Here is a 12,658-nt window from a genome sequence, read left to right on the forward strand (position 1 = left end):
AAAATGGACAATAACCACCAGGAAAAGGAGACGGAATGCATCACGCCACCCCGCTTATCACCACCATTGTTGGCGGCCTTGTGCTCGCCTTTATCCTCGGCATGCTGGCCAATAAACTACGTATTTCTCCTCTGGTGGGATATCTGTTAGCGGGTGTGCTGGCAGGACCATTCACTCCGGGCTTTGTTGCCGATACCAAGCTTGCGCCGGAACTGGCTGAACTGGGCGTTATTTTGCTGATGTTTGGCGTCGGTTTGCACTTTTCGCTGAAGGATTTGATGGCGGTAAAGGCCATCGCCATTCCCGGCGCGATCGCCCAGATAGCCGTGGCGACGCTGCTGGGTATGGCGCTCTCCGCCGTGCTGGGCTGGTCGTTAATGACCGGTATCGTGTTCGGTTTATGTCTTTCCACCGCCAGTACCGTGGTGTTACTGCGCGCACTTGAAGAACGGCAATTAATAGACAGCCAGCGTGGGCAAATCGCCATCGGTTGGTTGATTGTGGAAGACCTGGTCATGGTTCTGACGCTGGTGTTGCTGCCCGCAGTGGCAGGAATGATGGAACAGGGTGATGTGGGCTTTGCGACGCTGGCCGTTGATATGGGGATCACCATCGGCAAGGTGATCGCATTTATCGCCATTATGATGCTGGTAGGTCGCCGTCTGGTGCCGTGGATTATGGCACGCAGCGCGGCAACCGGTTCCCGCGAGCTGTTTACCCTGTCGGTGCTGGCGCTGGCGTTAGGGATTGCCTTTGGTGCGGTGGAGCTGTTTGATGTCTCCTTTGCACTCGGTGCGTTCTTTGCCGGGATGGTACTGAACGAGTCTGAACTGAGTCACCGTGCTGCCCACGATACGCTGCCATTACGCGACGCGTTTGCGGTGCTGTTTTTTGTCTCCGTCGGAATGCTGTTTGATCCGTTAATTCTGATTCAGCAACCACTGGCGGTGCTAGCGACGCTGGCGATTATTCTGTTTGGTAAGTCATTAGCCGCGTTTTTCCTGGTGCGACTGTTTGGTCACTCTCAACGTACGGCATTAACTATCGCCGCCAGCCTGGCGCAAATTGGTGAGTTCGCTTTTATCCTGGCGGGGCTGGGGATGGCGCTGGATCTGTTGCCGCAGGCCGGACAAAACCTGGTGCTGGCAGGGGCAATCCTGTCGATTATGCTTAACCCGGTGCTGTTCGCGCTGCTGGAGAAATATCTGGCGAAGACCGAAACGCTGGAAGAGCAGACGCTGGAAGAAGCTATCGAAGAGGAGAAGCAGATTCCGGTGGATATCTGCAACCATGCGCTGCTGGTAGGTTATGGTCGTGTGGGCAGCCTGCTGGGGGAGAAATTGCTCGCCTCTGATATTCCTTTAGTGGTGATTGAGACGTCACGTACTCGCGTCGATGAACTGCGCGAGCGCGGGGTCCGCGCAGTATTGGGCAATGCGGCGAACGAAGAAATTATGCAACTGGCGCATCTGGAATGTGCAAAATGGCTGATCCTGACGATTCCCAACGGTTATGAAGCAGGCGAGATTGTGGCGTCTGCCCGCGCGAAAAATCCGGATATTGAGATTATTGCCCGCGCCCATTATGACGATGAAGTGGCGTATATCACCGAACGTGGCGCGAATCAGGTGGTAATGGGCGAGCGTGAAATCGCCCGCACTATGCTGGAACTGCTGGAAACGCCACCGGCGGGTGAAGTGGTGACGGGGTAAGACATTGATTTCATTTCCGGATGATTACCCGGCATTGGGGACAATCAATTCTGAGGCTTCGTCCCATGAAATGAATCCTTCTTCCCACCAGGTACGATCAAGCTGCCCTTGATCAGGCTGAATATTTGCAGCATCTTCATGAAAATAGCGGCAGGCTCGTTCCCGGGCCTGCTCCGCCAGTTTTGCCGTGGTATAAATGCCGAGGAAAGCATAATCATCGGCCTCATCATCACGAATATGCCACAGGCTGTACACCATCGGCTCGACAAGATCGTCTACCTGTGTAACGGGAAAATCTCCCCAGAGATCCTGGTTTAGGATGTATTCAATAAACTGAAAATTTTCCGGGTAATCCACAAAACCAGGCTTATTTTCCACCTCCTTTTTGGCCTGCAAGGCCAGTTCATAACGGGTATAAATGCCGATACCTTTCATTTCGCCAAAATGCGTATGTTGCAGATACCATACCGTTTGCATTCTATGCATCCATGTCAGAAGTAAAAAAGACGCCGGTATTGGCTGCCAGTGCCCGGCGTGTTTGTATTAGCAAGATATTTAGGAATGAATTTTCAGGATGGGTGATGAGCGTTTGCTCAATAAGCGCAGCCATGTGCTTAAGCTTACGTATATCCGTGACATACTCATCTTCAAAGTCATTGATACAGATATGTAAAGTGCCGTTGAGCAAGGTAATGAACAGATCGCTTGGCTTGCAGCAATCATAATCAAGACGTTCCATTGCCTGTTGTGTGAGCGGCACAGAAATGTATTTCATCTTGCTGCTTCCCTGGATTGCCCTGGTTGGAAAAACCACTATGTTGGAAACACCACCGGCGGTTGAAGTGGTAACGGGTCAAGACATTGACTCCATAGCCGGATGTGATGCTAACGCATCCGGCAAGGGCGTGCTATCTTCCGCTGGTCGGATAAAGCGTTTACACCGCATCCGACAGTCATCAGTCCGATAACTTAACGATCCCAGTAAGACTCTTCCAGGCTGTCTTCACGCTCCGGTAAGCCGCGCGTTAAACGAGGTGAATGCTGGTTCAGTACCTGATAGCTCACACGGTTAGCATATTTACACACCTGCGCTAATGACGAATACGTTAACCAGGTGAATTTATGTTTGCTGGAGTTTGGTACGTTGCTACGGTGATAACTGTTAGCAGTAATGTCATGCAACAACGCTGCCAGTGCGCCATCCCCGGCACCGTTGGTGTTCATGATCTTTTCCGGCCCACCCATATAAGGCGCAATGTGCGAATAGACACGCAACGGATTCTGACAATCCTTGTGGCGCATGGCGCGGCTAAACTCATACTGGTTAAATTCCGCTATAGCGCCCGGCAGCAGCGGATGCTGGGTTTTACGTTTCGCTTCGTCTTCAGTAAAGCCCGCCATATACAAGCCGATTGGCCCGGCGGTGCACAGCACCAGATCAACCCAGTCCAGCGCCTTGTCAGATGCCAACAACGGATCGCTTTCTCCGGTCAACGCTTCGGCCTCATCTTCGTTCATCGCAAGGATAGAGACGTGATCTTTGAGGAATTGCTGCCACCACTGCGGATTCTCGGCAATGACAAACTTGGTGCCCAGCGTCAGCACCACCGGTACGTTATATTTCTTCGCGTACTCAATGGCTTTCATGGTTGCTTCCGGCATGGGTTCACCCGGCTTACAACGCACCAGATAAGAAGTGAGAACCAGTGCCGAGGCTCCGGCAATCACATCTTCCGGAATACTTTCAGCCCGCAGCTGGTTCATGTGGCCAGGGCTGATAGCAAAGGTACGTTCCCCGGACTCGCCAATCAGGGTAAAGCAGCGACCAATCGGGCCATCCACGCCTTGTAGATAGTTAAGATCGGTACGGCTGGAGGTGTTACACAGGTAACGATAGGCATAGCTGCCAATTTCAATATTGCTGCACATGACGCCCAGCAGCACCGAACGGTCGTCCGCGAGCACCGAGTAGTTATGCATGGTGTTACCAATGGTGCCACCCGCAAACTGATGGGTAATCAGGTTTTTCTGTTTCAGCTCCTGATAAAGTGCTTCGGCAACATCATCCTCAATCACCAGTGAATGCCCGGCGCTTAATCCATAACGCTCAATGAACTCATCATCCACTTTCGCTTCAATATCGACCAGCGTTTGATCGATACCCACTACCCAGGCAGCGCTGGTTTCGTTTTCTGGCTGGAATTGCTGAAGCAGCGGATCGCGTGCGTTTACGGGAAAATAATGTTTGGATTTACGTTTGCCGGGAAATTTCATGGTTGTTTTTACGGGTGGTTAACTGAGCGGCGAATGTTAGCACATTCACACCTGAACGCGCGATACACACTCGGCTTTCAATATCGGACGGCGGGATCGCATTTTGCTGGTGGCGGTTTATTACAATGACGTAATTTGGAAGGAGTTTTTTATGAAACCGGAAAACAAATTACCCGTTCTGGAGCTCATTTCTGCTGAAATGAAGGCAGTTGTGAATACTTTTCAGGCGGATTTGCCGCCCTGGCCCGCAACGGGAACGATTGCAGAGCAACGTCAGTATTACACGCTTGAGCGCCGATTCTGGAATGCTGGCGCTCCAGAAATGGCAACCAGCGCTTACATGGTTCCCACACCTTGTGGTCAGGTCGAGACTCGCCTCTACTCACCCAAAAGTCACAGCCCGGCGACACTATTTTATCTGCATGGTGGTGGTTTTATTCTCGGCAATCTTGATACCCACGATCGGATTATGCGACTGCTGGCAAGTTACACCCAATGTACAGTGATTGGTATTGCTTACACTCTTTCGCCGGAAGCACGTTTTCCGCAGGCAATAGAGGAAATTGTGGCTGCCTGTTGCCACTTCCACCAGCAGGCAGAGGATTATCAAATCAATATGTCACGCATTGGTTTTGCCGGTGATTCTGCAGGCGCAATGCTGGCGCTCGCCAGTGCGTTGTGGTTGCGTGATAAACAGATAGATTGCGGTGAAGTTGCGGGCGTTTTGCTGTGGTATGGGCTTTACGGATTACGGGATTCCGTGACTCGTCGTCTGTTGGGCGGTGTTTGGGATGGCTTAACGCAACAGGATTTACAGATGTATGAAGAGGCGTATTTAAGCCACGACACAGACCGCGAGTCGCCGTATTACTGCCTGTTTAATAATGATCTCACCCGCGAAGTACCGCCCTGCTTTATCGCTGGGGCAGAGTTCGACCCTCTGCTGGATGACAGCCGTCTGCTTTACCAGACGTTAGCGGCACATCAGCAGCCTTGTAAGTTCAAACTCTACCCAGGCACGCTGCACGCCTTTTTGCATTATTCACGGATGATGAAAGCCGCCGACGAGGCTCTTCGCGACGGCGCTCAGTTCTTTACCGCTCAGCTTTAGCGATACGCGGCTACAAGATTAGCCATCATTTCGATATGTTCCGGTGTGGCATTAAGCGCCGGAATATATTCGTATTTTTTCCCGCCCGCACCGAGGAAGACTTCACGGTTTTGCTCGGCAATCTCTTCCAGCGTCTCCAGACAATCTGCAGCAAAGCCCGGGCACATCACCTGAATATGACCTACGCCTTTTTCTCCGAGCATTTTCAGCGTTTCGTCGGTATAAGGCATCAGCCAGGGTTCCCGCCCAAAGCGCGACTGAAAGGTCATCATCACTTTTTCCGGTGCCATCCCCAGTGCGGAAGCCAGTTCGCGAGTCGTTGTGCGGCAACGTTGCGGATAATCATCGCCTTCATCTGCATAACGCTGGGGAATGCCATGATAAGAGAGCAGCAGCAGATCCGGTTCGCCATGTTTAGCAAAAGAAGCACGTACGCTGTTCGCCAGTGCATTAATGTAATCGTGGTTATCGGCGTAATCACGAATAAACGATATCCCCGGAATGCTACGTTTGCGCGCCAGAATGCGTGCCAGCTCATCCCATACCGCACCGACCGTTGAACAGGAGTATTGCGGATAAAGCGGCAGCACCACGATATGATCTACATGCTCTGCCAGGAGTTCATCTACGGCGCTTTCCAGTGATGGCGAGCCATAACTCATTCCCAGCGCCACGGGCATATCCGGTAAGCGTTGTGCCAGCGCCTGCTGTTGCTGACGGCTGTAAACCATCAGCGGCGAGCCACCTTCCATCCAGACAGAGGCATACAACTTCGCCACACGCGGCGAGCGCAGCGGCAAAATCACGCCGCGCAGCAACGGCCACCACAACAGCCGTGAGGTATCAACCACGCGTCTGTCGCTTAAAAATTGTTTCAGGTAGCGTTTTACCGCTTCAGGAGTGGGGGCATCGGGTGTACCCAGGTTTGCCAGCAGAATACCGGTTTTAGTTTGACGCATTACCGCCTCTTATCGATTCAACTTGTTGATAATTGTAGCGGAAAAGTGAAGAAGAAGAACTAATTGCTGTGAGAGGCTAAATCAGAAAATATCATAAGGCGCTGTATCTTTAATGAGAGATTTTTGCCAGCGCCAGATTTTCCAGAAGGTGCTATTGCGTCACGGGGGTACCATTGACGTTAAGTGTATATGGCCAGATTAAATTTGATGCCCTACCACACATTGGTGTAGGCGTTCTGAAAGTGGTCCTGATCGTATACTCTCCGGCTTTCTGGGGAGTGCCTGAAAATTTTACCCACGCCTCTTCGGTCAGAGAATCTGTATTCTTTTTCAGAAACTCTGCATTTTCTTCCGTGATGGGGAAAAGTTCACCCTCTTTGTTTTTTGCCCACAATGACATTTGTATGCCTTCAGGCAAAGTTTCAGGCTTTTCGGGACGAATGTCCGGGGCTTCATACCAACTTATGGTCGTTTTTACGACGGTTTCGTAATACTGGCCCACCTGAGCATCAGGAAGCTCTTGTTTTTCATTAACTTTATCATTACTTGTAACATGAGAAAGAGCTACACCGACGTAACACATAGGCATTTCACACCCTGTCAGCAATGACGCAAGCAATAAAATACCTGTTGGTAATAAACAGCGATAACGCATATTTACGTCCTTGTTAAAGGCCGGAAGCGTATCCAGCCTCCAGTTGCTGGCAAAGTGCGCTTTGTTCATGCCGGATGCGGCGCGAACGCCTTATCCGGCCTACAAACTGACAAGTTTGTAGGCCTGTTCCCCTCCCCCTCTCCCCGAAGGAGCGAAGGGACTGTCCGTGCGCGCTTTCGAATTAGCCGAGGATTTTTTCCAGATCAGCGCGAACTTCAGCAACCGGTTTGGTGCCGTCAACTTTCGCGTATTTGGTGTTACCCGCTTCCGCTTCTTTGGAGTAGTAGCCGATCAGCGGCGCAGTCATCTGATGGTATTCAACCAGACGTTTACGCACGGTTTCTTCCTGATCGTCTTTACGGGTAGTCAGTTCTTCACCGGTAACGTCGTCTTTGCCTTCTACTTTCGGCGGATTGAATTTAACGTGATATACACGACCAGACGGCGCGTGAACGCGGCGGCCTACGATACGGTCAACAATCAGTTCGTCCGGTACGTCGAATTCCAGAACGTAATCAACGTTGATGCCCGCTTCTTTCATCGCGTCTGCCTGCGGAATGGTACGCGGGAAGCCATCCAACAGGAAACCATTACGGCAGTCTTCCTGAGCAATACGCTCTTTAACCAGCGCGATCACCAGCTCGTCGGTAACCAGTTTGCCAGCATCCATAATGTCTTTTGCTTGTTTACCCAGCTCGGAGCCAGATTTGACCGCAGCACGCAGCATATCGCCAGTGGAGATTTGCGGAATACCATATTTCTCCATGATGAACTGAGCCTGAGTCCCTTTCCCCGCGCCCGGAGCGCCAAGCAGAATGATACGCATTGCGAAAATCCCCTTAAAATGTGTCGAATTTTTTGAAAAAGCGATAAACGATACCACCATCAGGCGATTGCCTCAAGAAAGGCACCTGGGGCTGAAACGGTTAATGGCGAGATAATTTGCGGAAAGGACAGATGATGAAAAGAAAAATGCCGGATGACACGAGGGTCATCCGGCATTACATCAGGAAACCAGCAGCTGGTTCATACGACGAATAAACAGGTTCGGATCTTCCAGCGTACCGCGCTCTGCCAGCAGCGCCTGATCCAGCAGCAGTTCTACCCACTCGCTGAACTTCGCTTCATCTTCAGTATCTGCCGCACGTTTCACCAGTACGTGATCCGGGTTCAGTTCGAAGATGTATTTCACTTCTGGTACTTTCTGGCCCGCCGCAGCGAACAGTTTCGCCATCTGGGTGCTCATTTCGTCCGCGTCGGTAGAGACAATCGCTGGCGTATCGGTCAGACGGTGAGTCAGACGGACATCTTTCACGCGCTCGCCGAGCAGGGCTTTCACACGGTCGATGAACGGAGTCAGTGCTTTCTCCGCTTCTTTCGCGCTCTCATCAACTTCGTCAGCCAGTTTTTCCAGCGACTCGTCAACTTTAGACACAGACTGGAACGGTTTACCGTCGAACTCAGTCAGATAGTTCATCATCCACTCATCGATGCGGTCGGAAAGCAGCAGAACTTCGATGCCTTTCTTACGCAGCAGTTCCAGGTGCGGGCTGCTCTTCGCTGCCGCATAGCTGTCTGCGGTGATGTAGTAGATTTTCTCCTGCCCTTCTTTCATGCGGGAAACGTAGTCTTCCAGAGACACGGTCTGCGCAGAAGAATCGGTATGGGTAGAAGCAAAACGCAGCAGTTTGGCGATCGCTTCCTGGTTAGCGAAATCTTCCGCCGGACCTTCTTTCAGTACCAGGCCAAACTGTTGCCAGAAGGTCTGGTATTTTTCCGCGTCGTCTTTCGCCAGTTTTTCCAGCATTTGCAGTACACGCTTGGTCAGCGCATTGCGCAGGTTGCGGGTTACGGTGCTGTCCTGGAGGATTTCACGGGAAACGTTCAACGGCAGATCGCTGGAGTCAATCAGACCACGCACGAAGCGCAGATAGTTCGGCATGAACTGTTCTGCGTCGTCCATGATGAACACACGCTGAACATACAGTTTCAGGCCGTGCTTATGATCGCGGTTCCACATATCCCACGGTGCCTGCGACGGGATGTACAGCAGGCTGGTGTACTCCTGCTTACCTTCGACACGGTTGTGGCTCCAGGTCAGCGGATCGTTAAAGTCGTGAGCGATGTGTTTGTAGAACTCTTTGTACTCTTCATCGGTAATTTCCGACTTGTTACGGGTCCACAGCGCCTGCGCTTTGTTGATTTTCTCCCAGGAGATAACGGTTTCGCCGTCTTTCTCTTCGCGTTTTTCGATCTCTACCGGCAGCGCGATATGGTCGGAGTATTTGCTGATGATGGAACGCACGCGCCAGTCATCGAGGAACTCGTCTTCGCCTTCACGCAGATGCAGGGTGATTTCAGTACCACGATCTTCTTTGGTGATGTCGGCAACGGTATATTCACCTTCGCCAGCCGATTCCCAGAAGACGCCGTTTTCTGGTTTTTCGCCTGCCGCGCGAGTACGCACGGTCACTTTGTCGGCCACGATAAACGCAGAGTAGAAACCAACACCAAACTGACCGATCAGTTGGCTGTCTTTCGCCTGGTCAGAACCCAGGGATTCGAGGAATGATTTGGTGCCGGATTTAGCGATAGTCCCCAGATGGTCAATCACTTCGTCGCGGGTCATCCCCACGCCGTTATCGGAGATGGTAAGCGTGCGCTTGTCTTTATCGAAAGAGACACGAACGCGCAGTTCGCCATCACCTTCGTACAGGTCCGGGTTAGAGAGCGCGCGGAAACGCAGCTTGTCCGCCGCATCGGAGGCGTTAGAGATAAGCTCACGCAGGAAGATTTCTTTATTGGAATAGAGAGAATGGATCATCAGGTGCAGAAGTTGTTTCACTTCTGACTGAAAACCACGAGTTTCTTGTCCTTTCATGTAGGTCTACCTCAATAATGCCATTTTAAGGTTAAAAACAGGATGAGGGAGAGATGGGGACAAGGGAGAATAATTTCAAGCGAGAGCAGGTGATCCTACTCTCGTTTGCTTAAAAACGAATCTTATGACGCCCGGCAAGGGAGTGTGACAGCGTGGTGCCATCGACCATTTCCAGCTCGCCGCCAACCGGTACGCCATGAGCGATTCGGCTGGCTTCCACGTCATATTGCGCGCAAAGCTCGGCAATGTAGTTAGCGGTAGCTTCACCTTCAACCGTTGGGTTGGTGGCGAGGATCACTTCAGTGATTTTTTCCTCTGCCAGACGCTGTTCCAGACGATCAAGGCCGATATCATCCGGACCGATGCCGTCCAGCGGTGACAGATGTCCCATCAACACAAAATAACGACCTGAAAACTGCCCCGTCTGCTCAATGGCATAAATGTCCGCCGGACTCTCCACCACGCAGATTTGACCGTTTTCCTGACGACGCGGATTCGAACAGATGTTACAGACTTCCTGTTCGGTGAAGGTGCGGCAATCGGCGCAGTGGCCGATTTCCGACATCGCCCGGGTGAGCGCCTGCGCCAGACGCATCCCGCCGCTACGATCGCGCTGAAGCAGCGTGAACGCCATACGCTGCGCCGACTTCGGGCCAACGCCCGGCAGACAGCGCAGTGCTTCCATAAGCTGTGTTAACAGCGGGCTGGTTTGCATCAGAACGGCATCTTAAAGCCAGGCGGCAGCTGCATTCCGGAGGATACAGAGGCCATTTTTTCTTTCTGCGTTTCTTCGATACGACGTGCCGCGTCGTTGAATGCTGCAGCCACCAGGTCTTCCAGCATCTCTTTGTCGTCTTCCAGCAGGCTCGGGTCGATCTCTACGCGACGGCAGTTGTGTGCACCGTTGATGGTCACTTTTACCAGACCTGCGCCAGATTCGCCGGTCACTTCCAGCTGCGCGATCTCTTCCTGCATTTTCTGCATTTTTTCTTGCATCTGCTGGGCTTGCTTCATCAGGTTACCCAGACCGCCTTTACCAAACATAGGTTTCTCTCTCAATCACGTTAAGGATGACGAACGTAAGCTGTGCTTACGATCAAATGGGGCGGATACTTTCTTCATCCAGCTCCGCATCGAAGAACCGACGCAGGGTCTGAATATTATTATCCGCAATAATGGACTCGCGCGCCTGCGCAAGTTTTTCTTCGTATATCGCCTGACGCCATTCCAGCGGCGTGCGCACCGCGGGATTATCATCTTCAACGATAGTCAGTTCAACCGTTGAACCTTTTAACGTGCTCAACGCTTCAGCCAGTTTTTGCTGTGCACCGCGGTTGTTTAAATGCCGCTGAGAGGAGCGCAAATGCAGACATACTGCGTTGTCGCTCTCCTCTTTCCAGGCATTTAACGCCACCTGTTCAACCAGTTTTGGTAGCGAAAGTTGGCTCACCTGTGCCGCCCAAGGATCGCGCTCAATGGCTTCTGCCGCCAGCTTTGCCGCCAGTTCCGGCGTTTTTTCATGTTCCAGCGCTTTTTTTAGCGCCTTCGGCGTGGCGACCACTTCTTTTTGCTGCATCACTGGAGTGGTAGCCTTCCAGCGATACGCTTCTTTTTTGGCTGGCGCTTTTTCCAGCGCCGATGGCACCGGACGCGCCTGAACGCGATCGGTGACCGAAGCCAGTCTTTCCAGCGCAGCGTTATTCACCGGCCGCGCGCGGGTAGCGGCTGCCGGTTCACTCTTTTTTGCTTTGGTTGCTCCCTGTGCGCGCTGCAGTTGTTGGCGCGCCGCCAGCACCTGGCTGGTGGTTTCTGAGAGCGGTATAGTCGGTGCCTGCTGCGGAGCTGATTGCGGTTGCGGCGGCACCTGGGTTGGCGTCATTACTGCCGTTGGCGCGACGGGCGCAAAGGACTGGCGTGGCACTTCTGGCTCAGGCAGCGGCATACGCGGATGGAACGCCAGCGCGCGAAGCAGCGTCATCTCAACGCCCATACGGCGGTCTGGCGCATACGGTAATTCTTTGCGACCAATCAACAGCGTCTGGTAGTAAAGCTGAATATCCGTCGGCGGTATGGTGCGCGCCAGTTCACGCATCCGCAGCTCGATAGCGGCCATGTCGTTGCCAAGTGCAGCAGGGGAAAGTTGCACCATTGCAATGCGGTGCAACAGGCCGAGCATTTCCACCAGCAACGCTTCCCACTCGATACCACGGGCAGCGGCTTCATTAATCAGCGCCATTACGCGCTCGCCGTTGGCCTCGACCATCGCTTCAACCAGCGACAGCGCCTGATCGTCGTCAAGCGTACCCAGCATCGCACTGACCGCCTGAGTTGAAACCTGGCCGTCACCGCTGGCAATCGCCTGGTCGGTCAGACTTAAGGCATCTCGCAGGCTGCCTTCAGCGGCGCGTGCCAGCAATTGCAGCGCCCGCGGCTCGTGAGCGATATGTTCTTCGTTGAGGATGTGCTCAAGCTGATGGCGAATTTGCTCGACATCCAGCGCCTTGAGATGAAATTGCAGACAGCGTGACAAAATCGTCACCGGCAATTTCTGCGGATCGGTCGTCGCCAGCAGAAACTTGACGTGCTCCGGCGGTTCTTCAAGGGTTTTTAACAGTGCGTTAAAGCTGTGGCGCGACAGCATATGCACTTCGTCGATCAGATAAACTTTAAAACGACCACGCGCTGGCGCGTACTGGACGTTATCCAGCAGGTCGCGGGTATCTTCGACTTTGGTGCGCGAGGCGGCGTCGATTTCAATCAGATCGACAAAGCGCCCCTGCTCGATTTCACGACAGTTATCGCACACGCCGCACGGCGTCGCGGTAATGCCAGTTTCGCAGTTTAGCCCCTTCGCCAGCAGTCGGGCGATAGAGGTTTTTCCGACGCCACGGGTACCGGAAAAAAGATAAGCATGATGAATACGCCCTAACGACAAGCCGTTCGCCAGTGCGGTCAGCACATGTTCCTGGCCGACGACGTCAGCAAAGGTTTGTGGGCGCCATTTTCGGGCTAAGACCTGATAACTCATTGGCAGGCTCTGAAACGCTGGAAGGTGGATTCACGAAG

The 12,658-nt window shown here is 52.7% G+C and carries 12 protein-coding genes and 1 other annotated feature; of the genes, 2 read left to right on the forward strand and 10 right to left on the reverse strand.

Going from position 1 to position 12,658, the window contains the following annotated elements:
• Positions 1–35 precede the first annotated feature (35 nt).
• On the forward strand, positions 36–1,712 hold the full coding sequence (gene ybaL / locus BEB42_RS07625) for a YbaL family putative K(+) efflux transporter (RefSeq protein WP_000546224.1): 1,677 nt from the start codon (positions 36–38) through the stop codon (positions 1,710–1,712).
• Between the two features lie 24 nt (positions 1,713–1,736).
• Here the strand turns inward: ybaL and BEB42_RS07630 are convergent, their stop codons facing one another.
• The 3 genes from BEB42_RS07630 to gsk all read right to left on the reverse strand — a co-directional run bounded on the left by BEB42_RS07630 (position 1,737) and on the right by gsk (position 3,986).
• On the reverse strand, positions 1,737–2,189 hold the full coding sequence (locus tag BEB42_RS07630) for a hypothetical protein (protein ID WP_001195402.1): 453 nt from the start codon (positions 2,187–2,189) through the stop codon (positions 1,737–1,739).
• 1 nt (position 2,190) lies between these two features.
• A complete protein-coding gene (locus tag BEB42_RS07635; RefSeq protein WP_000875258.1) occupies positions 2,191–2,487 on the reverse strand; it encodes a hypothetical protein in 297 nt (98 codons plus the stop codon).
• 194 nt (positions 2,488–2,681) lie between these two features.
• Positions 2,682–3,986, reverse strand: coding sequence for an inosine/guanosine kinase (gene gsk / locus BEB42_RS07640; RefSeq protein WP_000671574.1), 1,305 nt, complete (start codon positions 3,984–3,986; stop codon positions 2,682–2,684).
• A 151-nt stretch (positions 3,987–4,137) separates the two neighbouring features.
• Here gsk and aes point away from each other — a divergent pair, with 151 nt between their 5' ends.
• Positions 4,138–5,097 carry an acetyl esterase gene (aes, locus tag BEB42_RS07645; protein ID WP_074501004.1) on the forward strand — a complete coding sequence of 320 codons (960 nt, stop codon included), beginning with the start codon at positions 4,138–4,140 and terminating at the stop codon, positions 5,095–5,097.
• On the opposite strand, the gene hemH is transcribed toward aes, so the two are convergent.
• The 7 genes from hemH to dnaX form a co-directional block, all read right to left on the reverse strand.
• Entirely contained in the window at positions 5,094–6,056 is a 963-nt protein-coding gene (hemH, locus tag BEB42_RS07650; RefSeq protein WP_001250099.1) for a ferrochelatase, read from the reverse strand. The genes aes and hemH overlap by 4 nt on opposite strands.
• 151 nt (positions 6,057–6,207) lie before the next feature.
• Positions 6,208–6,711 (reverse strand): hypothetical protein, encoded by a 504-nt coding sequence (locus BEB42_RS07655; protein ID WP_198444728.1) that lies wholly within the window; start codon positions 6,709–6,711, stop codon positions 6,208–6,210.
• Positions 6,712–6,892: 181 nt separating this feature from the next.
• On the reverse strand, positions 6,893–7,537 hold the full coding sequence (adk, locus tag BEB42_RS07660) for an adenylate kinase (protein WP_001220233.1): 645 nt from the start codon (positions 7,535–7,537) through the stop codon (positions 6,893–6,895).
• Between the two features lie 180 nt (positions 7,538–7,717).
• Positions 7,718–9,592, reverse strand: coding sequence for a molecular chaperone HtpG (htpG, locus tag BEB42_RS07670; protein WP_000678201.1), 1,875 nt, complete (start codon positions 9,590–9,592; stop codon positions 7,718–7,720).
• A 109-nt stretch (positions 9,593–9,701) separates the two neighbouring features.
• Entirely contained in the window at positions 9,702–10,307 is a 606-nt protein-coding gene (gene recR / locus BEB42_RS07675) for a recombination mediator RecR (protein ID WP_001195025.1), read from the reverse strand.
• On the reverse strand, positions 10,307–10,636 hold the full coding sequence (locus tag BEB42_RS07680) for a YbaB/EbfC family nucleoid-associated protein (protein WP_000467098.1): 330 nt from the start codon (positions 10,634–10,636) through the stop codon (positions 10,307–10,309). Before BEB42_RS07680 ends, recR begins: the two co-directional genes overlap by 1 nt.
• Positions 10,637–10,688: 52 nt before the next feature.
• Positions 10,689–12,620 carry a DNA polymerase III subunit gamma/tau gene (dnaX, locus tag BEB42_RS07685; protein WP_105267262.1) on the reverse strand — a complete coding sequence of 644 codons (1,932 nt, stop codon included), beginning with the start codon at positions 12,618–12,620 and terminating at the stop codon, positions 10,689–10,691.
• Positions 11,292–11,356 (reverse strand) — a sequence feature (DnaX frameshifting element). It overlaps the preceding gene by 65 nt.
• Positions 12,621–12,658: the final 38 nt, after the last annotated feature.

This window comes from Escherichia sp. MOD1-EC5990, from assembly GCF_002965285.1.
GTDB lineage: Bacteria > Pseudomonadota > Gammaproteobacteria > Enterobacterales > Enterobacteriaceae > Escherichia > Escherichia coli_F.